The organism is Pseudoalteromonas prydzensis (assembly GCF_001661495.1).
Lineage (GTDB): Bacteria > Pseudomonadota > Gammaproteobacteria > Enterobacterales > Alteromonadaceae > Pseudoalteromonas > Pseudoalteromonas prydzensis.
Map to the genome: position 1 here is coordinate 1 of NZ_BDDT01000002.1, position 22,672 is coordinate 22,672.

Annotated in this window: 23 protein-coding genes, 2 tRNA genes and 1 pseudogene; 17 read left to right on the forward strand and 9 right to left on the reverse strand. The window is 38.1% G+C overall.

Annotated features, from left to right (window positions below):
- The first annotated feature begins 280 nt into the window (after positions 1 to 280).
- Together A7968_RS04390 and A7968_RS04395 are read left to right on the forward strand one after the other, a co-directional pair.
- Positions 281 to 356, forward strand: a tRNA-Gly gene (locus tag A7968_RS04390).
- A 46-nt stretch (positions 357 to 402) separates the two neighbouring features.
- Positions 403 to 478: transfer RNA gene (locus tag A7968_RS04395), tRNA-Gly, on the forward strand.
- A gap of 147 nt (positions 479 to 625) precedes the next feature.
- Here A7968_RS04395 and A7968_RS22830 read toward each other — a convergent pair.
- The 4 genes from A7968_RS22830 to A7968_RS04410 form a co-directional block, all read right to left on the reverse strand.
- Positions 626 to 814 (reverse strand): hypothetical protein, encoded by a 189-nt coding sequence (locus A7968_RS22830; RefSeq protein WP_084448031.1) that lies wholly within the window; start codon positions 812 to 814, stop codon positions 626 to 628.
- Positions 768 to 1,193: a secondary thiamine-phosphate synthase enzyme YjbQ gene (locus A7968_RS04400; RefSeq protein ID WP_064665386.1), complete on the reverse strand. Its 426-nt coding sequence runs from the start codon at positions 1,191 to 1,193 to the stop codon at positions 768 to 770. Before A7968_RS04400 ends, A7968_RS22830 begins: the two co-directional genes overlap by 47 nt.
- Positions 1,190 to 1,657, reverse strand: a complete 468-nt coding sequence (locus tag A7968_RS04405; RefSeq protein ID WP_064665387.1) for a chemotaxis protein CheX — start codon at positions 1,655 to 1,657, stop codon at positions 1,190 to 1,192. The genes A7968_RS04400 and A7968_RS04405 overlap by 4 nt, the downstream gene beginning before the upstream one ends.
- An 80-nt stretch (positions 1,658 to 1,737) precedes the next feature.
- Positions 1,738 to 2,172: a transcriptional repressor gene (locus A7968_RS04410; protein WP_064665388.1), complete on the reverse strand. Its 435-nt coding sequence runs from the start codon at positions 2,170 to 2,172 to the stop codon at positions 1,738 to 1,740.
- 95 nt (positions 2,173 to 2,267) lie between these two features.
- Between A7968_RS04410 and A7968_RS04415 the strand changes: the two genes are divergently transcribed.
- From A7968_RS04415 to A7968_RS04455, 9 genes are all read left to right on the forward strand, one after another.
- Complete coding sequence (locus A7968_RS04415) at positions 2,268 to 2,891, forward strand: MarC family protein (protein ID WP_064665389.1); 624 nt, start codon at positions 2,268 to 2,270, stop codon at positions 2,889 to 2,891.
- A 104-nt stretch (positions 2,892 to 2,995) separates the two neighbouring features.
- Positions 2,996 to 3,463: a hypothetical protein gene (locus A7968_RS04420; protein ID WP_064665390.1), complete on the forward strand. Its 468-nt coding sequence runs from the start codon at positions 2,996 to 2,998 to the stop codon at positions 3,461 to 3,463.
- A gap of 160 nt (positions 3,464 to 3,623) precedes the next feature.
- Complete coding sequence (gene dusA, locus A7968_RS04425; RefSeq protein WP_084448033.1) at positions 3,624 to 4,583, forward strand: tRNA dihydrouridine(20/20a) synthase DusA; 960 nt, start codon at positions 3,624 to 3,626, stop codon at positions 4,581 to 4,583.
- A 234-nt stretch (positions 4,584 to 4,817) separates the two neighbouring features.
- Positions 4,818 to 5,486: a PspA/IM30 family protein gene (locus tag A7968_RS04430; protein ID WP_064665392.1), complete on the forward strand. Its 669-nt coding sequence runs from the start codon at positions 4,818 to 4,820 to the stop codon at positions 5,484 to 5,486.
- 11 nt (positions 5,487 to 5,497) lie between these two features.
- Positions 5,498 to 5,701, forward strand: coding sequence for a PspC domain-containing protein (locus A7968_RS04435; RefSeq protein WP_064665393.1), 204 nt, complete (start codon positions 5,498 to 5,500; stop codon positions 5,699 to 5,701).
- 9 nt (positions 5,702 to 5,710) lie between these two features.
- Positions 5,711 to 6,034, forward strand: a complete 324-nt coding sequence (locus A7968_RS04440) for a hypothetical protein (protein WP_064665394.1) — start codon at positions 5,711 to 5,713, stop codon at positions 6,032 to 6,034.
- A gap of 102 nt (positions 6,035 to 6,136) precedes the next feature.
- On the forward strand, positions 6,137 to 6,655 hold the full coding sequence (locus A7968_RS04445; RefSeq protein ID WP_064665395.1) for a copper chaperone PCu(A)C: 519 nt from the start codon (positions 6,137 to 6,139) through the stop codon (positions 6,653 to 6,655).
- Positions 6,656 to 6,663: 8 nt separating this feature from the next.
- Positions 6,664 to 7,650 (forward strand): DUF2333 family protein, encoded by a 987-nt coding sequence (locus A7968_RS04450; protein WP_064665396.1) that lies wholly within the window; start codon positions 6,664 to 6,666, stop codon positions 7,648 to 7,650.
- 3 nt (positions 7,651 to 7,653) lie between these two features.
- Positions 7,654 to 8,415 carry a TIGR04219 family outer membrane beta-barrel protein gene (locus tag A7968_RS04455; protein ID WP_064665397.1) on the forward strand — a complete coding sequence of 254 codons (762 nt, stop codon included), beginning with the start codon at positions 7,654 to 7,656 and terminating at the stop codon, positions 8,413 to 8,415.
- A 28-nt stretch (positions 8,416 to 8,443) separates the two neighbouring features.
- Here A7968_RS04455 and A7968_RS04460 read toward each other — a convergent pair whose 3' ends face one another.
- Together A7968_RS04460 and A7968_RS04465 are read right to left on the reverse strand one after the other, a co-directional pair.
- Positions 8,444 to 9,331, reverse strand: coding sequence for a TIGR03899 family protein (locus A7968_RS04460; RefSeq protein ID WP_064665398.1), 888 nt, complete (start codon positions 9,329 to 9,331; stop codon positions 8,444 to 8,446).
- A complete protein-coding gene (locus A7968_RS04465; protein WP_371850142.1) occupies positions 9,300 to 9,803 on the reverse strand; it encodes an SRPBCC family protein in 504 nt (167 codons plus the stop codon). The genes A7968_RS04460 and A7968_RS04465 overlap by 32 nt, the downstream gene beginning before the upstream one ends.
- 269 nt (positions 9,804 to 10,072) lie before the next feature.
- Between A7968_RS04465 and A7968_RS04470 the strand changes: the two genes are divergently transcribed.
- The 6 genes and pseudogenes from A7968_RS04470 to A7968_RS04495 all read left to right on the forward strand — a co-directional run bounded on the left by A7968_RS04470 (position 10,073) and on the right by A7968_RS04495 (position 19,218).
- Positions 10,073 to 12,268, forward strand: a complete 2,196-nt coding sequence (locus A7968_RS04470) for a bifunctional diguanylate cyclase/phosphodiesterase (RefSeq protein ID WP_064665400.1) — start codon at positions 10,073 to 10,075, stop codon at positions 12,266 to 12,268.
- Positions 12,269 to 12,373: 105 nt separating this feature from the next.
- Positions 12,374 to 13,555 (forward strand): annotated as a pseudogene (locus A7968_RS04475) (YgiQ family radical SAM protein); the annotation flags it as partial.
- Positions 13,556 to 13,641: 86 nt separating this feature from the next.
- On the forward strand, positions 13,642 to 14,883 hold the full coding sequence (locus tag A7968_RS04480) for a tyrosine-type recombinase/integrase (protein ID WP_084448035.1): 1,242 nt from the start codon (positions 13,642 to 13,644) through the stop codon (positions 14,881 to 14,883).
- Entirely contained in the window at positions 14,880 to 16,664 is a 1,785-nt protein-coding gene (locus tag A7968_RS04485) for a hypothetical protein (RefSeq protein ID WP_064665402.1), read from the forward strand. Before A7968_RS04480 ends, A7968_RS04485 begins: the two co-directional genes overlap by 4 nt.
- Positions 16,646 to 18,802 carry a hypothetical protein gene (locus A7968_RS04490; RefSeq protein WP_064665403.1) on the forward strand — a complete coding sequence of 719 codons (2,157 nt, stop codon included), beginning with the start codon at positions 16,646 to 16,648 and terminating at the stop codon, positions 18,800 to 18,802. Before A7968_RS04485 ends, A7968_RS04490 begins: the two co-directional genes overlap by 19 nt.
- Positions 18,799 to 19,218 (forward strand): hypothetical protein, encoded by a 420-nt coding sequence (locus A7968_RS04495; RefSeq protein ID WP_064665404.1) that lies wholly within the window; start codon positions 18,799 to 18,801, stop codon positions 19,216 to 19,218. Before A7968_RS04490 ends, A7968_RS04495 begins: the two co-directional genes overlap by 4 nt.
- Positions 19,219 to 19,715: 497 nt before the next feature.
- Here the strand turns inward: A7968_RS04495 and A7968_RS04500 are convergent, their stop codons facing one another.
- From A7968_RS04500 to A7968_RS04510, 3 genes are all read right to left on the reverse strand, one after another.
- On the reverse strand, positions 19,716 to 20,108 hold the full coding sequence (locus A7968_RS04500; RefSeq protein WP_064665405.1) for an antitoxin Xre-like helix-turn-helix domain-containing protein: 393 nt from the start codon (positions 20,106 to 20,108) through the stop codon (positions 19,716 to 19,718).
- A 543-nt stretch (positions 20,109 to 20,651) separates the two neighbouring features.
- On the reverse strand, positions 20,652 to 22,085 hold the full coding sequence (locus A7968_RS04505) for a DEAD/DEAH box helicase (protein ID WP_064665406.1): 1,434 nt from the start codon (positions 22,083 to 22,085) through the stop codon (positions 20,652 to 20,654).
- Complete coding sequence (locus A7968_RS04510) at positions 22,082 to 22,606, reverse strand: VspR family transcription factor (RefSeq protein WP_064665407.1); 525 nt, start codon at positions 22,604 to 22,606, stop codon at positions 22,082 to 22,084. Before A7968_RS04510 ends, A7968_RS04505 begins: the two co-directional genes overlap by 4 nt.
- Between the last annotated feature and the right edge of the window lie 66 nt (positions 22,607 to 22,672).

Below are 22,672 nucleotides of genomic sequence, written 5' to 3' on the forward strand. Positions count from 1 at the left end.
TTTACACAGAAAATAGTGAATTGTATAGTTAAAAACGAATATGTAGAAACTATAACATAGAAACTAGAATGTAGAACCTAGAACCTAGAACATAGAACCTAGAACCTAGAACCGAGAAACTAGAACCTAGAACCTAGAACCTAGAACCTAGAACATAGAACCTAGAACCTAGAACCTAGAACCTAGAACCTAGAACCTAGAACCTAGAACCTAGAACCTAGAACCTAGAACCTAGAACCTAGAACCTAGAACCTAGAACCTAGAACCTAGAAGTTATAATGCGGCACTAGCTCAGTTGGTAGAGCGCGACCTTGCCAAGGTCGAGGTCACGAGTTCGAGCCTCGTGTGCCGCTCCAATTTCTCACCAAAGAAATTGCAGTAAGTTTAAAGTAAAAATATAATGCGGCACTAGCTCAGTTGGTAGAGCGCGACCTTGCCAAGGTCGAGGTCACGAGTTCGAGCCTCGTGTGCCGCTCCAATCTTCATCAAACATCAAAAAAACATCCCAAGGTCGAACTAAGTCATAGCAGTTCAAGCTACAGCTTCAACCTTTTAAATACATTACCAATCGTGTTAAATACTTAGTCCTTCAATATAAACGACTTCCTTTATTTAAAAAGCTGATTTAGAGTGTTTCCTGATAGCTGATAGCTGATAGCTGATAGCTGATAGCTGATAGCTGATAGCTGATAGCTGATAGCTGATAGCTGATAGCTGATAGCTGATAGCTGATAGCTGATAGCTGATAGCTGATAGCTGATAGCTTTTTAAACTTGCCCTTGCAGTGTTGCGACAATACGTCTTGCGCCACCATGATCACGATGCTCGCCTAAGTAGATACCTTGCCATGTACCAAGCTGCAGGCGCCCTTGGTTGATTGGAATAGTGAGTTCACAGCCTAAGGTGCTGCACTTTATATGCGCAGGCATATCATCAGCGCCTTCGTAATCATGGCGATAATAAGGCTGACATTCTGGAACAAATTTATTGAAGTGACTTTCCATATCCATTCTAACCGTTGGGTCGGCATTTTCATTGATGGTTAAGCTTGCTGAAGTGTGTTGAATAAAGAGGTGTAATAAGCCGATTTGATAATGGGCTAGCTCGGGTAGTTGGCTGATTATTTCATTATCAATAATATGAAAGCCTCTAGGACGAGGCTTTAATTGAATGGTTTTTTGTAACCAGTTCATATTTTATCGAAACTAACTTCAATATTGGCATTACCTGCATCAGAGGTGAATGGGATCAATATTTTTGCCCCTTCGCTCTTATGGGTAATGGTATGACCGTGACCAGAGACAACTATCGGGGTTGCCATATCAAAGTCATAGCCTTTTTCGCCGAGTAGATTTTTTGCACCGCCAGTAACCATGTTGGTAATTTCACCAACCATATCAGTTACTTCTTCATTGATTGAATCCGGGCGTTCACCAAGCATTCTCTCCATTATAGTCAGTGCTAGGCTCTCATCAAATGTGATTGAGAATGAGCCTTTAGTTTGTGGTCCTACCATGCCTATTAATCCAGAAACGTCGCCACAGGCAACTTCATCTTTTTTAATTTTTGGCTTCCCCGGTTTTAGCTCGGTTTGCGCCATTGTGCTGAGCACATTCAACAAAGATGATAAAAAAGGATTGATGAACTCTACATTCATTGCTGTTTATCCCTCGAATTTAGCAGTTTTACTGCGGTTATACTTTAAAGTGTAGTGACTAATTTTAGCTCTGCACTTAATTATTCTTTACACTGTCCACATTTACCGTGGGCTTCAATAGTCTGTCCAGATACGATAAATCCACTTTCAGCGGCAAGACTATTAAGCTCATGCGAAATGACACTTGAATGTAGTTCTTTGACAAAACCACAACTGTCGCATATTAAAAGTTGCACAGGATGAATATGATCAAAATGATGGCACAACATAAATGCGTTAGTGCTTTCAATTTTGTGGATAAAACCAAGTTCGGCTAGAAAGTCTAAAGCACGATAAATGGTGGCTGGTTTTGCTCCTGATTCTGTCAGTTTTAGTTGCTCTAATAAATCATAAGCACCCACCCCCCCTTGAGCACTTGCTAATAGGCGAAATACTTTTTCACGGATTGGTGTAAATCGCGCACCGCGATTGTCACACACTTGCTTGGCTTTACTAACGAGTGATTCTATATTCATCTTCATCTTATCCTTACGCTACCCGTGATATACTATCATACTGTATTGTAGTTGCAGCGTTTTTATTCAACAGTTTTATTCTAGGAAATCTAGCAATGAATGAGCTATTAGCTATATTTATTTTCTTTTTTGCGGTAATTGATCCAATTGGTACTGTACCTGTTTTTATTGCAGTTACGCGTGGTCATGACGAAAAGTTTAAACGTAAAGTTGTTCTTAAAGCCGTGGCTGTTTCAGCTTTGGTATTGTTATTTTTTGTTGTCGCGGGTGAGTTGTTACTTAACGCAATTAATATTCCATTATCTGCGTTTCAAATTGCCGGCGGCATTGTTTTATTATTGTTCGCATTGTCGATGATTTTTGGCGAAAGTAAGCCCGAACGTGAAATTAAAAGTTTGCCAAATAGTACTGAAACAGCCATTTTTCCTTTGGCTATGCCATCTATAGCTAGCCCCGGAGCTATGCTAGGCGCGGTATTAATGACCCGAAATACAGAATACACTTGGGTTGAGCAATTAATTACCTCTTCAATGATGATTGCAGTGCTTGGCGTGGTCTTAGTCTTATTACTTTTAGCAACCCAGGTACATAAATTAATTGGTGATAGCGGGGCGAGTATTATTAGCCGGATCATGGGGTTAATATTATCATCAGTCGCTGTTACTAATATATTAGATGGCATTGCGCACTACTTTGGCTTAGCTGTTGCTTCGCTTTAATAAGTAATAAATGGAATTAAATATATTTCAATGATTTAATTATTGAAATATCGCTAAGTGTTATCTAGTTTTACTCTATAGGTTTTTTAATTTAAGGAATGGAAATGAAGCTTAAAAGTATTGTTTTATCTACGTTGATCCTGTTTGGGACCGTAGGCTGTTTAGAACCAGACTACGATAGAGATGCGGTAAGGGTGGTGGAAGTTACAGAGCATGGTTTTGAGTTAAATGGACAAAGCGCAGTAACTATTTTTGTTGGAGAGAAGAATACCCCCAAGTTTAGTTTTACAATGTTAAAAAGTGATTTGAAAAAAGGGACCTTGCTGCAATCAACTTCAAACAGTGAGCCAAATCTAGCTGTTAGTGCAAGCGTTGGTTCAGAGTATTATACTCAGTCAGCAGACTTTGCTACGTCCGCATCATTGCAGGTTGTGGAGTTAGACAAAACCAATAAAATTGCGAAAATAGCTGTCGGAGCTAAACTGGTAAACCCTAAAATTAAAAATTACACCGAACTTGCAGTAACCGTTGTTGAAGTGAGCGGTGTTAATTATGATTACTTAGTTAAATAACCTGAGGTTAGATAATAAATCTTAATTGAGCCATTTACAGCTGTTGCTTTGGGCTTGTAAGTGGCTCAATGCTTATCATTGAAGCAGCCTAGCTATTTGTGTAAAATGCAGCGCTTTTACGTCGCTACCACCTGTGACTAATTAACCTGAGGATTTTACTTTGAATAGACGTTTTTCTGTGGCCCCCATGCTTGATTGGACAGATCGTCATTGCCGTACATTTCATCGTAAAATGACTAAGCATGCGGTGCTTTATACCGAAATGGTGACCACTGGAGCGATTCTATTTGGTCGCGGTGATTACCTGCATTTTAACCACCATGAAAATCCTGTTGCCTTACAATTAGGTGGCTCTGATCCGCAAGCGTTGGCACAGTGTGCAAAACTTGCCGAAGAGCGTGGTTATGATGAAGTAAACTTAAATGTTGGTTGCCCATCTGATCGCGTACAAAATGGACGTTTTGGTGCTTGTTTAATGGCGGAGCCGCAATTGGTTGCTGAATGTGTTGCAGCTATGAAAGCGCAAGTTAATATCCCTATTACAGTTAAAACGCGTATTGGTATAGACGAACAAGATTCTTATGAGTTTTTATGTGCTCTAATTGAGGCCACTCATAAGGTTGGTTGCGACGATTTTATTATTCATGCCCGTAAAGCTTGGCTCAGTGGTTTAAGTCCGAAAGAAAACCGCGAAGTGCCACCACTTGATTACCCAAGAGTTTATCAATTAAAAAAAGATTACCCGCAACTTGATCTGAGCTTAAATGGTGGCGTTAAAACGATTGCAGATAGTCTTGCGCATTTAGCTCATATCGATGGTGTAATGATAGGTCGAGAAGCTTACAGTAATCCGTTTATTTTAAGCGAAGTTGACGAAAAAATTTATGGTGATAGCCCATTTACACTTTCTCGTCATGATGTGGTGCGCGCTATGTATGATTACATTGAAGATGAAATGCGCCAAGGTGCTAATTTTTGGCATATTGCACGACATATGTTAGGTATTTTTCAAGGTCAACCCGGCGCTCGAGGTTACAGACGTCACCTTTCTGAAAACGGCCATGGCAAACAGGCTGATTTATCAGTGATGGATAAAGCGCTTAGTTTTGTGCCTGAGTAGATAAACAAGTAGCTAAAAAAGCCACTTTTTAGTGGCTTTTTTGATCCTAAATAGTGGTTAAAAAATCATTTTTTTAGTCAAATTAACTTAATTACATTCATGTCAAAGTCAGTTTAATTTCTACTTTAAAATCCTATCCTTTTGTTTTATATTGTTTAATTTTTTATTTTCATTACTTGGCACAAGTCTTGGAATCTCTTTGTTGTAATCACCCATAATCAACAGGAGAAAACCATGGGCTTAATTAATCGCGTTAATGATCTAATTCAATCAAACCTCGTTGCAGTTTTAGATAAAGCGGAAGATCCAGAAAAATTACTTAACTTATTAATCCACGAAATGCAGCAAGCACTGGATGAGTGTCGCACGACTGCGGCGACTATTCTTTGCGAAGAAAAAGCGTTACAGCGCCAGCAAGCGGATAAAAAAACCTCGATAGCACAATGGCAAGCAAAAGCTGAGATAGCAGTGAGCAAAGGGCGAGATGATTTAGCCACAGCAGCACTTAAAGAAAAACAACGTGTTGCAACAGAATTAGCGGCGATTGAACCAGAGCTGGTTAAATTAACCGATTCATTAGCTAAGTTACGTGATGACGCGCAGCGTTTACAAGACAAACTAACTGCGGCTAAAGCTAAGCAGCAAAGCCTAGCGCAGGTTCACCATGTATTGAATGCACGGGTGCGTGTTAATCAACAATTGAATAGCGATAAAGTCGCGCACGCACTTTCTCGCTTTGATGTCATTGAGCGACGCGTGGAATCAATAGAAGCGCAGGTTGAGGCTTATGATGTAACAGCGAAGCAGCATTCAACTGCAGAGCAAATAGACGCATTAGTAAAAGATGAAGCGTTAGAGAATGAGCTTGCAGAGCTTAAAGCTAAATTGAAACAGACCGCCTAGGAGTAATGACAATGAACACGTATAACCATACTCGTTGGGGTAAAGATCCGTTAAATAAAAAAATATCGGGTGTATGTAGTGGCTTAGCACGCCGGTTCGATTTTCCTATCTGGGCGACTAGGCTTGCAACGATTGTACTTTTTATCCAGTTTCCTGTCTTTATCGGTGCAGGTTACTTAATTGCTCATTGTTGTTTAGACAATAAAGCGTACTAGGGAAGAGCCATGAAAATTATTGCGTTTTGCTTATTGGTAGTGTTGTGCATAGCATTTAATCCATTTGAGGTGGTGCGATTTGATTCATGGCAATTACCTCTATGGATTGCAGACCTAAGTTGGGTTGGCATTGAATTATTTGGTGCATTAGTGGCGGTGATCGTGGTTATAGCGGTAATAGCACTGGTCAGCGTTGGCGTGCTTGGAGCGGGTCTTATTGTTGGGGTTGGTGTGATGTTAGCCTTGCTTTTTGGATCTTTAATGATTGCTTGGCCATTATTACTGATCGTTTGCTTATGCTGGCTTGTTACTGATAATCATAAAGTGGCTTAATTTGAGCCACTGAAATTACCTTCGATATTAATTTAGCTGACTATTTTTTCGCAAATATGCTAAATTTAGAACTTAAAGTGATTAAATATAACAAGGATCGAAATGTCGTTTAAGTCATTACTTACTATGCTCACGCCTGCTATTTTAGCTATGGGTCTTTATTCTTCTGCGTTATTAGCTCATGCAGATCACCAACATGATACGGTTAACGAAATTGTTGTTAACAATGCTCAAATAAGAGACTTTCTACCGGGGAGTAAATCCAGCGCTGGTTATTTAACACTGGTAAACCATGGTGACACAGCTATCGAACTAACCAAGGTAACGGTTGAGAGCTTAGGGCGTGTTGAGATCCATGAACATCAGCATGTTAATGGCATGATGAAAATGCAAAAAGTAGATACGCTACAGATCAAGGCTCATCAACAACTCGATTTTAAGCCAGGTGGTTATCACTTAATGGTATTTGAGCCAAAAGAGCCATTAAAAATAGGGCAAGAACTTAAACTCACGCTATATTTTAGCAATGGCGATCGGGTGTTTACTCAAGCTTCGGTGGTTTCATTAGAAAGCCAAATAGCAGAAGCACCACAATCTCAGCAGCATCATACACATCACTAGGAGGTTAAATGTCACAACATAAAGGGAAGATTATTACAGGGCTACTATTAGTCTTTGTTATTTTTTATGCCATATCTGTTTATTGGAGCGTTGAACCTAGCCGCGTAAATGTGATCAATCAAGCGAAACAGGATGCACAAATTCGCGGAGAAAAATTCGTTACCGGTTATACAACCACGTCAGCATTAATCAACGTTGCGACTACCTTATTAAATAAACCCGGAGGTTATTTATCTAACGATATGATGCCGCCAAGCGTGTTGATGGACAATATGCCTGCATGGGAATATGGTGCACTTGAAATGACCCGCGATTTGGCGCTATCAATGCGTAAAGATTTTAGCCGTTCACAGTCACAGTCAACTGAACACGAAGCGTTAAAAAAGGCGCAACCGCAATTTAATATCAGCTCAGAAGCATGGGCGTGGCCTAGTGCAGAAAGTGAATATCAAAAAGGTATCGATTATTTAATTGTTTACCGTACGCAAATAGCCGATCAAAACGACCGCGAGAGTCAGTTTTATGCACGTGCTGATAATTTGCGTGGGTGGTTAAAAGAAGCTGAAAAACGCTTAGGTAGTTTAAGTCAGCGCTTAAGTGCCAGTGTTGGTCAAGAGCGTTTAAATACAGATTTAGCTGGTGATAAGGAAGCGCACCAAGCCACCTATGCACCATTACAAAACCAAGTGAAAACCTCTTGGTGGGAAATTGATGATGTTTTTTATGAATCACGTGGCGCAACTTGGGCTTTATTACATTTTTTGCAAGCGGTAGAATATGATTTTGCAGATGTATTAGAGAAAAAGAATGCGCGAGTAAGCTTACAGCAAATTATACGTGAGCTTGAGGCCACGCAAGAAACTGTATGGAGCCCAATTATTCTAAATGGTAATGGCTTTGGTTTTGTTGCGAATCATTCATTAGTAATGGCAAATTATATCTCAAGAGCCAACGCGGCTCTTATTGAACTTAGCGAACTTTTAGCGCAAGGATAAAACATGAAAAAGTACTGTTTAGCTGCCGCCCTTTCGATGGCATGTTTAGCCCCAGCGGCACACGCTGACACTTTATTAGGCTTATATATTGGTGTTGATGGCTGGCAATCTGATAACTCAGGTAGTTTTGCTGATCGAGGCGAAATGCAAAATTTTAATTTTGAAGATGAAACTTTTACTAGCTACTACGCGGCCCTTGAGCATCCAATTCCTCTTGTACCAAATATTAAATTAAAGTACACCGAGCTTGAACTAAATGGCTCAACCTTGTTAGATGAAAGCTTTGTATTTGGTGATACAACGTTTACTACCAATACGCCTGCAACTACGATCACTGACTTATCTCATGTTGATTATATTCTTTACTATGAAATTTTCGATAATGACTTAGTGTCTATCGATTTAGGGGTTAATGCAAAGCAGTTTGATGGCGATATTATCGTAAGTGGTACTTCAAATGGCTTAGCAACGACAGAGACAGTTGATTTTTCAGGCCTTGTGCCGCTAGTTTATGGCCGCGCTGAAGTGGGCTTACCGTTAACGGGTTTAAGCGTATTTTTTGAAGGCAGCTTATTAGCGATTGATGATAGCAAAGTGCAAGACTACCAAGCGGGTATTGCATGGGCTTTACTTGATAACTTAGCAATTGATTTAGATATCAAAGCGGGCTACCGTCAAATGACACTTGAACTTGATGATATTGATGATTTGTACACTGATATTGATGCATCGGGTCCATTTGCAGGCGTACAAATTCACTTCTAATTTGTTTGCTTTGACGTACGTGGCACCGCTATTTAATTGTGTGCCACGTTACTTCAAACTCTTCCTCAAGCGCACTGTTTAATAATTGCTTATAGGCTTTATTTATAGGCGTGTTGATTAATTTTCGTAATTCATCACCCGTTTGTGTAAATTTATAATAACTCAGTACTAAATCGTTACTCTTTGGCTTAAGTGCTACTCGTTGAGTTAAAAATGTTAGGTTTATTTCTTGGCCAGCTTTAAGCGCCGCAGATTCAATCTCTTTGCGGTAGATCAGGCCTATATCCATCAAAGTTAAAATATCAGGAAAGCTGATCCCAGCTTTACCTAAATTGAACGATACCTTATTGCCTTTGCGAAGCAAATCAAACAAGGAGGGTTTTTTATAAAAGCCTAATAGAATTAGATGGCTGTGATCTTTTTCATTATAGCCACACAGGGCGGTACACTTTTGCAGTGCATCGGCCTCTCGCTGGGTCATTTGTTTGAGCGTTTGAAGGCTTTTAATTGAAAATGTACCTGGGGATACAGTTTCTCCGGCTAAAATTTTTGCCCACAGTTTTTGCATTGATTCATTGGAAGTATCTTCACATAGTGAAATAAAACGCTCAACCCAATCTCCGTCTGGTTGGCCATTACTGGTTACATCAGGGCAAAAGTCCATTGCCATAGCCATAATTGCTTCAATATTTTGCTGTTGCTTTACTAATAGTAATTGTTGGCGATGTTGCGCCCTGGCGAGTGTTGAGTGATCACTATTGACTTGATACGGTAGTTTGCTTTGCCCTTGCGGCCCATAACTATCGTCACTGGCATTGGTAAGACGAGTTGAGCTGGTTTTACTCATAGAGAAACCAAGCTTAGTTTCAATTATATGAGCGAGATTAATTTTTGCTTGGGCTGTTTGAATCGTCATCAACTTTCTCACTCTGGGGTATCGTTTGTAGTTGTGCTGCTGTTTTTAAGTTATTAAGTCCAAGTCTTAGGGTGTTTTGTAAAACATATTGACTAAATAGCGCTAAATAGCCCCCTAAGATTGGTGTAGTAACTTCGCCTGATAATGTACATGTTACTAAATTGTCGCTTGCTAGAGAGGAAAAAGAAACGTCTCCGGCAACAATATGCTCTTCATTAAATAGAATATTAAAATTAATTTTAGCGCCGCTTATATTGGTAATGGTCATTTCACCAAACCCCCAGCTACTTTGCCAAAACTGGTGAGCACCAACGCCTGCGCTTGGCTCGCCAAGGGTGAAAACAATACTTGGATCTACTTTTTGCCAAGGTGACCAGCTAGGCCACTTGGTAAAGTCACTGATCAAGGGAGTTATATGTGATTGCGGGGCATGTATAGTAATGCTTTTTTGAACTTGATATTGCTGCGGCAATAGCAAGCCAATTACTAAAAGAATCAAAGTAATAAGAAAAATAAACTTAGTAACTCTAGGCAAAATCTTAATGGTTATTCCTTAAATGATAAATTCCACAGTTATACAACGAGACGCTGAATATCGACTATAATCAGTTAATCAACCTTTCATTAATTATCAACATTAATACTGTATCATAAGCTAAATAGTGATAACTTATTAGTCAATAGTTGAATTGTCTCAATATTAAATGATGGCGCAAAATATAAGAATTTAAAGGATTTGGAATGACGTCAGAACACAATGATTTTTTGTTTTTCAATCATGAGGAAGAGCTGAACGAGGACATTGTGCCAGCAGGTTATTGGGATATTTTAATCGTTGATGACGAGCCAGAAATCCACACGGTAACCGAACTTGCCTTATCAGGCGTTGAATTTTGGGGTAAAACACTGCGTTTTCATCATGCTTATTCAGGCGTTGAGGCTATCGAAGTATTAACTAATACTCATAATGTGTCGGTTTTGCTGCTAGATGTCGTCATGGAATCTGATGATGCTGGTTTAAAAGTAGTTAAAGAAGTACGTGATACGTTGCAAAACCATAATGTGCGTATCATTTTACGTACTGGCCAACCAGGTTATGCCCCTGAAGAAAAAGTTATTCGCGAATACGATATTAATGATTATAAAACTAAAACAGAACTTACTCGCAGTAAGTTGGTGACATCACTGGTCACTGCAATTCGCTCCTATGAGCAAGTTTGTCAGCTTGAGTTCCAAAGCAAAGCGTTAAATAATATCTTATTAGCATCAAAAGCTATTTTAGGTTTTACTGATATTAAAGCCTTTACTATGGCAGTGATTAAGCAACTGTCGGTGATTTTAGATTGTGTACCCCGAGGTGTGGTGTGTGGCAGTTTAGATGACAGTAACCTGGTTCGAGTGCTTGGTGGATGTGCTGAGTTTAGTGCTTTTATTGGCCAAGGTGTTGAGCAGTTAGATGATGGACGTATTATTCTACAGGTGCAGAATTGTTTTGAATTTGGCGAGCATCAACACACCGAACACGACACCACTTTCTTATTAAAAAGTAAAAATCGCCAAGCCGCTATTTACTTAGAGTATATTAGCCCACCAAGTTTAACCCAACTGCAATTTGCTGAAATATTCTTAACGAATGTCAGCGTGGGGCTAGATAATGTTAGGTTGTTTAATAAGCTCAGAGATGCCGCCTATAAAGATGTGCTAACTGGGCTTGCGAATAGAACCGATTTTATTGAGCAGGTTGAAAAATACCACCGTTTAAATTGTAATGAATACGTATTCGTTTTAATTGATGTCGCCCATTTTTCAGATATCAATAATGGTTTGGGGCAGGAAGTAGGTAATTACTTACTTATTGCAATTGTTGAGCGGCTGAAACAAGAATATCCACAGGCTAAATTACTGTCACGCATTGGCGCCGATGTATTTGGTTTTTTAATTGCACGCAGCGAATTTGATTTAAATGAATTACATGAAAATTTAAATCTCCCTTTTAGTGCTGCTGAGCATTTGTTACCGGTTAATTTTAAAATTGGTTTGTGTGAGCAGCAAGACTTTCAAACCAGTGGTATCGAAACGCTTAAACTTGCTTATATCGCACTTAATCAGTCGAAAAAAGGTCAGTTAGGTAATGCTGTTTATTACACACCTGATATGGAAGAGCAAATGGCTTGGCGATTAGGGATCATCCGTCAACTTCGCCAAGATTTTGAAAACAATAAATTAGAAGTGTGGTATCAACCGCAGTTGAAGTTTGATGATTTATCAATTGTGGGTTGTGAAGCGTTACTGCGTTGGCCGTCGGGGAATGGTAATTATATTTCCCCCGCGATTTTTGTGCCCCTAGCTGAAGATGCCGGGTTAATTGTTGCTATTGGTCAGTGGGTGTTAGAGCAGGCCTGCCAACAGCAAAAGCGCTTAGCAGCGCAAGGTGTTGAGATCCGTATTGCAGTGAATGTGTCGGTGCCGCAATTTAAAGTGAAAGGCTACGCCCAACAAGTCAAAGAGACGTTATTAAAATACCAAGTCAAACCACAAAATATTGAGTTAGAAGTTACCGAAAGTGTGGTTATGGATGAGCTGAGCATGGTGATTAATACCTTAAATGAGCTAAAAGCGTTTGGTATTGAAGTGGCTATTGATGACTTTGGCACAGGCTTTTCATCACTCAGTTACTTGCAAAAGTTACCATTAGATAGATTGAAAATCGACCGCGCATTTATTAAAGATCTTCCCGATCACGACAACGGCGCAATTGCTGCGTTAGTGGTTGCGTTGGGTGCTAAGCTTGGCCTAAAAACTATTGCAGAAGGGGTTGAAACGCAAGCTCAAGCCGATTTCCTGAAACAATTAGGTTGCGATGAAGTGCAAGGTTTTATGTACGCTAAACCAATGCCAGAAGTTGAGCTTATTCAGTATATTGAAAGTAAAAAATAGCACTATTGTTGCAATATACTCAGTGCAAGCGTAAATAGCTAATATCGCTTATTCATTTATTCGGGTATACTTTGCGACCTTTTTTAAAGCAATTGGTTACTTTTTATGAGCGCACTTAAAGCCAAGCGAGCGTTATTCTCATACCCTAAATATTGGGCTGAGTGTTACGGCACCGCACCATTTTTACCAACTACACGCGAAGAAATGGATGCACTTGGCTGGGATAGCTGCGATATAATCATAATTAGTGGCGATGCGTATGTTGACCACCCTAGTTTTGGTATGGCGGTAATAGGGCGTGTTCTCGAAGCGCAAGGCTTTCGAGTTGGTATTATCGCGCAGCCTGATTGGCAGTCCAAAGATGCCTTTATGGCACTTGGTAAACCTAATTTATTTTTTGGTGTGACCGCTGGTAATATGGACTCGATGATCAACCGTTATACGGCTGAAAAACGAATGCGCCATGATGATGCCTATACCCCAGGTAACATCGGCGGTAAACGCCCAGATCGTGCTGTGATGATTTACTCACAAAAATGTCGTGAAGCCTATAAAGGCGTACCTATTGTTATTGGTGGTATTGAAGCCAGCCTTCGTCGTATTGCCCATTATGATTACTGGCAAGAAAAAGTACGCCGTAGTATTTTATTTGATGCTAAAGCTGACATTCTTATTTACGGTAATGCTGAACGTCCGCTGGTGGAAGTTGCGCACCGTATCGCCGCAGGCGAAACCATGGATACTATTCAAGATATTCGTGGTACTGCTGTTATCCGCAAAGAGCCATTACCGGGCTGGCGTGGTAGTGATTCCACCGCGATTGATAAAATTGGTAAAATTGACCCAATTCCAAACCCATATGGTGCCGATGATGTGGGTTGTAGCAAAAGCGAATTTAAAAAAGCGGGTATTGATTTACAAGCTGAAGCGGCAAAACCAATAACCATTCAGCCAGCGCGTCCCAAACCTTGGGAAAAAACCTACGTTAAGCTGCCTGCGTTTGAACAAGTCAGTGTTAATAAACCACTGTATGCTCATGCATCGCGTATTTTACACCAAGAAACCAACCCGGGTTGTGCACGAGCGTTATTTCAACGTCATGGAGATCGCTCTATTTGGGTAAATCCACCTGCGTTTCCGCTTGAAACACATGAAATGGATGCCGTATTTGGCCTGCCGTATCAGCGTATTCCTCACCCAAGTTATGGTGATGCGAAGATCCCAGCATACGATATGATCAAAACATCAGTGAATATTATGCGAGGTTGTTTTGGCGGTTGTTCATTCACTCTTTTATTTGCTTCTTAGAATTGATACCCTGATATTTATATTTAGAACTGCAGTGTCGTATAAAATAGATAATAGAGGTTCCTATGTTGATAACTAAAACAATAAAGACTGTAACTACTACTGTCAGATTTGGGGAAGTAAACCTTGTAAATATGAAAAAAAAATCACTTGATATGAAAGTACGTAAAACAGCTGTTATTGATGCTATTTCAGGTATCAAGGACACTCAACTTTCACAGCTTGTAAATATCTTCATTATGGAAAAGGCCAGTAAAACAGTTGATACTAAGCCACTAAGCAAAGCATTGCTTCAGTGGGTGCGTTGGTTAGAAGATAAAAATATAAATGCTTTCGAGCCATCTATTTTTCATTACCAAAGTCCAAGCTATGGCTTCCGTGAAGAGCTATTAATTAGAGTTCATGATGAGGCTACTGAGCTTTCATATACTACAGCAAGCAACTATATTAACGCCATCAAAGCTTTTTATGATTTTCTAAATGAAAACAATGTAGTAGACAAAAATAACTTTTATAAAAGCAGCTTGCGTATGTCAGGTAGAGGTGTTAAAACTAATTCAACAGACTTGGCAATTAGGCCTGTTAAACAACATAACCATACTCCGTTAAATCCTTTTACTCGAAATGAGTGTGAAGAACTTTTAAAAATTATCGAACAGCTACCGACTCAAGAATATTTAATGATTATGCTTATGATTGGTTGTGGGCTGCGTGGAAAAGAAGTTTATACGATGAATAGTGAGCTTTTTACTTCTGATTTATTTGCAGAAAATGAATCATTTATTATGAGAGATATCACTATCGGGCCTAAACAAGGAGTAAAAACTAAATTTTCCATCCCGAGAGAGTTATTTATTACTAAAGCACTTTACGAAGAGGTTTTGGACTATGTAGAAGGCGAAGAATACAAATCCAAACTAGCCACTTATCATAAGAATACAGCAAGAGTTCCCGGTTATTCCCCATTGTTTATTGTAAACCCAGGTCAACAAGCGAGTGCTATGAAAATCAATAATCTATGGGTGAAAATTAAAAAATGCTATTTAGCAAGGACTGGAAAAAAACTTGATCATAAACCTCATGATTTACGCGCAACCTTTGGAACAAATCTTTTAAGGCTATTATCAGAAGATATTTCTGATATGGAGCAGGTGCTCAACCTTGTGAAGGTTGCTATGGGCCATAAGTCTGTCTCGCAAACAATGAAATATATTAGTCACTTTACCCGCGAAGGTACGCTAACTAAAGCTGCAAATATACTTGATAGAGCGGCATCAAAGTTTTATCAGGGAGTGGTACTAGGATGATAAATATAGACGGTATAACTGAGTATAATGCAAAAAATACAATAGAGATTAATGCGCATGGAACAGGTTGCTCTGTGATTGATTTCAACATGGGAGCTTCTAAAAATTTTTTTCGAAGTTATTTCAAAACTGGGTATCAGTACAACAACTTTGTGAACATTCCCAAAGAAGATTACTGCCAAGACACCTATAAATTGGCACTTTCTATTAAAAATTATTTAAAATCGTTTGGGAAAGGTGGGCGAAACACCATTTTTAGAGGGATTCGCGACTATTTTAATTTTGTCGCGCAGCATGAGCTTGATTATAAAAGAAGTGATGCACTTGAAGCTTATTGTCACATGATGAAGACAAAAGTACGGACTCTCGCTTGGCAAGAATCAACAGCTATAAGTAATTTGAGCATTATAAACAAGTTTCTTATATATCTAGGCGTATTTGTGGCAAACTTTGAATACGTCTTCTCAAATACAAATTCTCAAAAAAAATATACTAATTCAATATATTATCAACCTCATGAATTAAGCCTATTAATGCATTTCGTTACACGACTGTATGAAGTCTATAAGAAATATTTAATAGATACTCTCGATTATATTGAAAGTGAAAAATTACCAAGTGGCACTCTGGGTAGAAATAATTTTTGCCAAATAACTCCAATCACATTTTTTATTAATGGCGATAAGCATGATCATATGATTGTGACAAAGAATCATGTGAATACATATATGGCATTGTCGTTTATCTTGTTTACTTATTATACGCTTTCTCGTAAATCAATCACATCTTCTCTTAAATATAGTGACATAATATTTACTGATTCAGGAAGTATAGAGACCAAGCCGTTAATGAAGGGACGTGGGTTTAAGTTTGTGCGGTTTGGTATCGGCAATAATGAATTTGATATAGATAAGTCCGGTTTGAAATGGTTTAACAGCTTTAGCAGTATTCGGCTGCGTATAATTAATGTTTTTCAGAGGCTAAATTTTGACAATCAGGAGTATGCCGACAATTTATTTTTCTCTGTTAACACTAAGCTGCGTCAGTTCAATGGATTTAATACTAAAAACTATAGCCAAGCAATTTTTGATCAAGACCACATCTGGTTAATTGAAGAGTTAGGCATCTCCTTACCTCGTATAAACTTACAGACCTTAATTAAATCAGTAGAAATGACCCTTGAAGATGAAAGTAAAGATCCTCTCCTTTTAACTGAAAAGTCTCAGCATGAATATGAAACATATGAAAATAACTATGGTCGTGGAAATCCTATCACTAATCTTAAGTCAATGAGTCAAGCCCTTTCCGTAATTATGAGCGGAACTGAAGTTCACAAAGATTTCGAAGAAAGAAAAATAGAGGCAGAGAAAAGTGGATTTCGTTTACAAGAAAATCATGATACGGAGTGTTCAGTAAGCGCTAATGGACTCGGTTGCAACCAGTCATTACCACCATCGCCACAAGAACAGGCTTTCTATTATAAAATGAAGAAAAAAAATAAAGAGCCTAAGCAATGCACAGACTTACTAAGCTGTTTAGAGTGCAATAAATGCACTCTTATTGATGATGAAGATTGCTTGTATGAAACACTTTCGTTTCGACAAGCAATTATGCTAAATAAAGCTGGATATGCTGGTGCAAGAGTAGGAGAGGAATCCTATACATCTCTATTAGATAAATTAAATACAGCGCTTCAGTTTGTTTCCCCTAAAAAACTTCTAAATGCTCAAAATAGAATTAACAAAGAAGGTATAAGTGAAGTATGGCAAATCAAAATCTAATATCTTTGCTTACTTTAGAGCGGTTTGGATTAGATAAAACGAATGGCGGAACGAGAAACTCCCTTCCAACATGGTCTAGTATTGTTAGCGGCTTGCAATATTATAAACAGTCTGGAGAAATAAGTCGTGATTTACAGCTAATGGTGGTTATGCCTGCTAAAGAATATATTAATACAAAGGGTCAGAATGCTAAATGTGAAGCAGTTAATTTTTCAATGGATATATGGAAAGCAGATTGGCAGCAGATAGATGATAAACGGTCAGCCAATTTTAATAAATTGAGTGGGCGCTTAGAGTTTGAAACTAAAATTGTATGTTTAGCTGAACTATGGTTGCTCCAAAGAAGAAGTAAACTTAATAGCCTACTAAGAAAGTGTAATCATATAATAAAATGCGCAGAAGTATGTCAAGAAGAAGGAATCTTGTCGCTATTTCATTTAGGACAACAGAATTTATTTGAAAGAATTTACAGAAGCTTCCGTAAAACAATGTCGCATGATTCAGCTAGAAATATTCTATTAGCTCTCGTAGGGTTGAATGACCTTCAACACACGCCTTTTCAAACATATGGTTTTTATATTAATACAAATATAAAACAATTTATTGACGGGCGAAATGACGGAAATCAGACCTACTGCATGCCCTTTTCTATTCTAAGTAAACTGTGGAGCGGATTAAAAGAATACGCTGAGGATATTGAATTAGAATATCTACCCAAAGCCTTACCGATACTTTCCAAACTAGGTGAGTTTTGTCGCGAATATCCGCAGGAAAAAAGGCAAATAGGATCTCGGCCAAAGGAAAAAATATGGACTCTTTATTGGGCAAAAGCTGAAAATCAATCTTTATTAAAAGCATACAATGAGAAATACCCTGATGACCATGCCGTTATTAATAGAGAAAAGTCACAGCAAAGAGCTTTAGGGGCGTCAGTAGAGGCAAAAAGATACTGGACTTCACTCAAAGAAGTGGGGATAGATTATTATCTTGATTACCCTCTATTAGCTAGTGCATTTCACCGCATTAACCGTGTTCTTAAGGTAGGAGTTCAAGCGTATACTGGTATGCGAGATAGTGAATCCAAAGATGTTAAGCTAGGAGGACTAATAGTTGATACAGATAATGGATATATTGGTGTTCATTCCAAGCTCACTAAATTTGCCCCAGAGCGTGGTTCGGATGAAATATGGGCGGCAGCCCCGTGGGTTGAAATTATGTTTCGTGTTGCAAATAAAATTGCCAGTTCAATTTTTGGACACTTAAGCGAACAAGAAATTAGAGAGTTAAATTTCACTAGCAACATTACGTCTTATGTATCAAGTAATGTAATTAGAAAGTTGTCAGGAAAAACTAATAAACAAACTCAAATACCAGAACTTACTATGCTCACACAAGTTACTAATATGAAAATATCAAAAGAAGAGGTCAGTGAATTTTATCGACTTAATAAAAATCTTAATAATTTTGATATTATTAAAGAAGAAATTGTACTTAATAACTATTGGCCATTACGCTCACATCAATACCGACGTTCTATTGCTGTCCATAGTCAGAGGTTAGGTGCAGCAAATGACCGCACATTAGCGTTTCAGTTTAAACACCGTTCAAGAACGCAAACCGACTGGTATACCGAAGGTGGAAGTGCAAATAGCATATATAAAAATAGTGTGTCAGAGAAGCTGAAAAGTAACTGGAAGCGCGAGGAGCTTACTGCGAATGCAGAAATAGCTGTTGAGCTTCAAGAAAATCCTAATCTTTTTGGTAAAGGTGGGGAGCTACTTAAATCACAACAAGGTCAAGACCAAAGCGTTAAAGTTTATCCAAGCATTAAAAAAGCAAAACAGATGGCAAGACGAGGTAAATCAAAATTAAAAGCTTTAGGGCATGGAATGTATTGTTTAAATGGAGATAGCTGTAAAATGCAAGCACTTATACATTCCTCAGTATGCAACCCTGAATGCGAAAACTTTGTTGCTGATGAAAGTGCAATCACATACCATAAAAATCGGTTCTACTACTATACCAACCTCATCAGCAATAGTATCAAGCATAGGCGAACTGAGGCGCAAATTGAATATCTTAAACTTGAACAAGAATCGCACCAAGAGTTTCTTGAAAGCTGCGGAGTGTCGATATGACTAGCAAAATAGAGCTTAACATTTTAGCCGCCGAGGCTGCGGTAAAAGAGCTTCTTGCTGAAGGGAAGAGAGTTAATCAACATTCAGTAGAAAAAGTAGCTGGCCTATCGAATGGAACACTAAATTACAAATGCGAACCTTATGAAAAATTTAAAAACAGACTTATAAAAATAAATGAACCAAAAATCCAAGTTGACGAGCAGCAAAAAAAACTAAAAAAAGAAGTCGCACGCCAAGCCGAACTTAAAGATAAATATCGCATTCAGCGAGATGAGCTGCGTCAAGAAAACGTAGAACTTCATGCAGAGAATAAAGAGTTATTACACCAACTTTTTTTATTACAGAAAGAAATGATAGCAATTAAAGAAACAAATGTTGTTGATTTTACAGTTTTACGGTTTAAAAAAGAGGACTGAAGATTTTAATGAATATTGTTATGGAGATAAAAAGATAATTTAAAAAGGGATTACCGGATGATAATGTTTAGTTGTAGTAGCTATACTTGCTTTTACAGTTTTGAAGAATAGTCATACTGGCAGCGAAAACCAGCCATTCAAAAATTGTGCGGTATGAGCTGAAAATTTGACCGCTATGTTATTCATTGTTAGCAAATAAACTGATTACAGTTATTAGGTGGATAACGTTTATAATCGCGCCTCAATAATCTATTTGCTATTTTATGCTCAAATAAAAGGAAAATTTAAGGAGTTAAGGATGATTCAACTACAGCGTTACCCAATGCCAGATCGACCAAGTAACGCAAGCGTTTAGGACACTTGCTTATTGCGCAACAAAGCTTAGAGTCTTACCGCGCAGAAAATGAAGGGACTTCTGTTAAGGTGCTAGCAGAAGGAGGTTTTACTTCATTGTAATTATTTATAGAAAGGAATGCGTTACTACGTTGCTTTAACTATTAGTTTTCTCTTAGTGAGTTAATATGGATTGAAGTTTCATGAAGTTTTATGAAGTCACCACTTTCAATTATTTCGATAGGAGCTAAGCCTTTAAAAAAATCATTGTGATTATTCATCTTCATAAAGTTTTTAACGTTTTTAGGGTTACTAAATACACTTCGTAACGTACTGTGGATATTTAGTATATGGCTAATACGTTCAAGCTGAATTTTATCGAGATTAGCGGAGTCAGAAGCTGACTTTAATTTTCTAAAAGCGTTATCTGTTAGTCCAAGTATCTTTTTAGTTTGTTCTGAATTACAACCCCAAGATGCAAGGATGTTTTGAGCTGATTTAAAGCCCGTTATAGATAATGTTGCTATATGACTCTTTGGATCAGAATGTGCATTCATATTAAATCTTCTACTAGGAGTGCCTACTTAGAATAACCTTAGCAAAAAATATAATTATAAACATTAGCCTCTTAGATTTTAATTCTAAATAACTGAAGGATACTTATATATTAAAAGATATATACAGTGTTTTAGAAGCCGATTACAAGGATAGTTCAGATAATTACATTTTTAAATTCATTCAGTGAGTGCAGTACTGTACTCAAGAGTAAATTTGGGCAACACTTTAAAAAATTCATACTAAAATGGGGCGATGTGAAGTTACTTTTCATTTCTAAGTACTCCAAGACAGTGAAAGGCGAATTGGGAATATTTAGTAGTGAATAACATCAGCTAGGCTTATTCTGTCTAGCCTTGGTTCAAGCTGTCAAGATAACTTGATTTTTCACTGTTCTTCCAATTGGTTAAAATTTCTATATAGTCTTTTTTACCTGAGCTTCAGAGGAACTATACATAACAACACCTTAAATAAAGTTATATGTCCTCGAGTAACTGAAATAGATGTTACCTGTAGAGGTCTACAAGAGGTGAATTTTAGCGTATTTACTGCAATTCACTTAACCCTAAAGCAATCGCCTCTTGCTGAAAGCGGCCTGATATATTAATAATTCGCTCATAGGCACCGGTTAAAAAATGCTCCTCTGTCGCTTCAGGCCTATTGCTCACAACTGGCTGATCAAAAAAGTCAGCAAAGTTATCAAAATCAAACTGAGCTTTGGAAGGTTTTTTACTTTGTTTATTAAAAGTGATATCGCTTGAACTTGTATCTGCGGTGTTTTTTCCAGCAGCAGCTTTCATCTTTTCAAACTTAACTACATCAGCTTCAAATGGAACATCTTGATTAACTCTATACGCGTACTCTAAAAGCTTAGACTCGGCAGGCATATACATAATCGCTTCTTGGTTTTTAGAGTTTGTTACCCTCAGTATACGGCCCAATATTTGCCTAAAATGCATTTCTGTTTTTATGTTTGTAAGGTGGCAGCAAACCTGCAAGCGAGGGATGTTTGTGCCTTCGCTAATCATACCAACAGAAATAATCCACTTAGTTTGTGCATACCTAAACTGCTGAATAATACTTGTAGGTTCATTTTCTCGGTAGGTTACAACAATGCTATCCTCTTCAAAGTAAGTTTGCATTAACATAGAGATTTGATGGGCGTGCTCAACAGACGATGCAACAATCAACCCCGCTGCATCGGGGTTTTTCACTCTTATTGAAGTCAGCTTTTTTTGAGCTGAAGAAATCATGTATTTTATTACCGCTTCATTTTCAATAATTTCTTGATAAGAAACGCCAGAGTCGTTTAATAACGTTTTAAAGCAGTTAAATGTTTTGGTTTCAGCGTCATCTACAACTGTAATGCGGCTATTATCAACAGCTACTATTTGTGGAACCCGACAAACATTATCTCCAATAGCCTCAGAAAGCCCATAAACGTAATCACACGCTATTTTATTGTTAGGCTGTTGATACGATGAAAGAACAATAGGAGCAGCATCAGAGCGCCAAGGAGTGCCTGTTAAGGCTAATGTGTACTGTGCTTTATTTTGAATGTTAAGTATTATCTGCTCACCCCATGCATTGGCATTGTCAATATTAGAGCCTGCACAATGATGAATTTCATCAAATATTACAAAAACACGATATCGTTCAAATAGTTGCCAAAAGTGCACATCTAAATACTGTAAGCTTTGATAGGTTAAAGCTCTACCTTTAGCGCCAATAAACCCATCAAATCGTTCATTCGTTTTTAGCTGTAAGCTTTCCTTAAAGTCTTGGGAAACAATAGACGACGGTGAAAAACAAATGATTAAATCGACCATATTGCTTTTTAATAACTGGTTAGCTAATTCTGAAGCCATCAAAGTTTTACCCGCCCCAGGAGTTGCCAAGGCTAAAAAGTGGCTATTGCCGTTCTGATATTGTGTAAGCGCAAAATTAATACATTCGGCTTGCCATAGTCTTAGTTTCATATTTTTTCTAATGCTTCGTTTTGCTTCAGTAAGCCTTCAATCGCTCTAATCTTGCCAAGTATTCTGGTATTGTTGTCTCTTGCTTTGTTGTATTGTGGCTGTAGTTCATCTACCAGTTCGGGTGACTCCAAATAGAGCTCTTTATATGCCTCTGATTCCCCCATATTCAATAATAACTCGGCTTTGTAATGGTTTAACTTACTAAGTAACAGCGCATGTTTATCATTTTCTTTTTCTGTGATTGAAATAGGTATTGAACTAGCTAAGTGAGTAATTACCTCAACATCAAAGCTCTCTGTTTTATTGAATCGCGTAAATCCTTTTTTATTTGATACCACCTTTTTCAGCCAGCCTTTTTTAACAAGCTTGAGCAGTTCTGCGTATATACTTCGCCTAACTGCGGTAGGTATCAACGAAGCATCACTTTTTAATGTTAAGTACGCCGAGCGTACATCACTTGTTGTAAAGTTATCAAAATTTGGTGCAACAATAATTTGAGCTACGAGAGGGTCAAATTTCAAAGTAAATCCTAATGAACTTCTTATAATAATGGGTATTATAGGGCGTGGTAGTTAAGCGCTCAACAT

What these genes read in the sequence shown, in the direction of transcription:
- A7968_RS04410 (WP_064665388.1), bottom strand. Translation starts at nt 2,172, where the DNA reads ATGAATATAGAATCACTCGTTAGTAAAGCCAAGCAAGTGTGTGACAAT.
- A7968_RS22830 (WP_084448031.1), bottom strand. Translation starts at nt 814, where the DNA reads ATGGTGGCGCAAGACGTATTGTCGCAACACTGCAAGGGCAAGTTTAAA.
- A7968_RS04490 (WP_064665403.1), top strand. Translation starts at nt 16,646, where the DNA reads ATGGCAAATCAAAATCTAATATCTTTGCTTACTTTAGAGCGGTTTGGA.
- A7968_RS04400 (WP_064665386.1), bottom strand. Translation starts at nt 1,193, where the DNA reads ATGAACTGGTTACAAAAAACCATTCAATTAAAGCCTCGTCCTAGAGGC.
- A7968_RS04480 (WP_084448035.1), top strand. Translation starts at nt 13,642, where the DNA reads ATGTTGATAACTAAAACAATAAAGACTGTAACTACTACTGTCAGATTT.
- A7968_RS04495 (WP_064665404.1), top strand. Translation starts at nt 18,799, where the DNA reads ATGACTAGCAAAATAGAGCTTAACATTTTAGCCGCCGAGGCTGCGGTA.
- A7968_RS04485 (WP_064665402.1), top strand. Translation starts at nt 14,880, where the DNA reads ATGATAAATATAGACGGTATAACTGAGTATAATGCAAAAAATACAATA.
- A7968_RS04505 (WP_064665406.1), bottom strand. Translation starts at nt 22,085, where the DNA reads ATGAAACTAAGACTATGGCAAGCCGAATGTATTAATTTTGCGCTTACA.
- A7968_RS04415 (WP_064665389.1), top strand. Translation starts at nt 2,268, where the DNA reads ATGAATGAGCTATTAGCTATATTTATTTTCTTTTTTGCGGTAATTGAT.
- A7968_RS04445 (WP_064665395.1), top strand. Translation starts at nt 6,137, where the DNA reads ATGTCGTTTAAGTCATTACTTACTATGCTCACGCCTGCTATTTTAGCT.
- A7968_RS04420 (WP_064665390.1), top strand. Translation starts at nt 2,996, where the DNA reads ATGAAGCTTAAAAGTATTGTTTTATCTACGTTGATCCTGTTTGGGACC.
- A7968_RS04405 (WP_064665387.1), bottom strand. Translation starts at nt 1,657, where the DNA reads ATGAATGTAGAGTTCATCAATCCTTTTTTATCATCTTTGTTGAATGTG.
- A7968_RS04460 (WP_064665398.1), bottom strand. Translation starts at nt 9,331, where the DNA reads ATGACGATTCAAACAGCCCAAGCAAAAATTAATCTCGCTCATATAATT.
- A7968_RS04455 (WP_064665397.1), top strand. Translation starts at nt 7,654, where the DNA reads ATGAAAAAGTACTGTTTAGCTGCCGCCCTTTCGATGGCATGTTTAGCC.
- A7968_RS04450 (WP_064665396.1), top strand. Translation starts at nt 6,664, where the DNA reads ATGTCACAACATAAAGGGAAGATTATTACAGGGCTACTATTAGTCTTT.
- A7968_RS04470 (WP_064665400.1), top strand. Translation starts at nt 10,073, where the DNA reads ATGACGTCAGAACACAATGATTTTTTGTTTTTCAATCATGAGGAAGAG.
- A7968_RS04435 (WP_064665393.1), top strand. Translation starts at nt 5,498, where the DNA reads ATGAACACGTATAACCATACTCGTTGGGGTAAAGATCCGTTAAATAAA.
- A7968_RS04430 (WP_064665392.1), top strand. Translation starts at nt 4,818, where the DNA reads ATGGGCTTAATTAATCGCGTTAATGATCTAATTCAATCAAACCTCGTT.
- A7968_RS04440 (WP_064665394.1), top strand. Translation starts at nt 5,711, where the DNA reads ATGAAAATTATTGCGTTTTGCTTATTGGTAGTGTTGTGCATAGCATTT.
- A7968_RS04500 (WP_064665405.1), bottom strand. Translation starts at nt 20,108, where the DNA reads ATGAATGCACATTCTGATCCAAAGAGTCATATAGCAACATTATCTATA.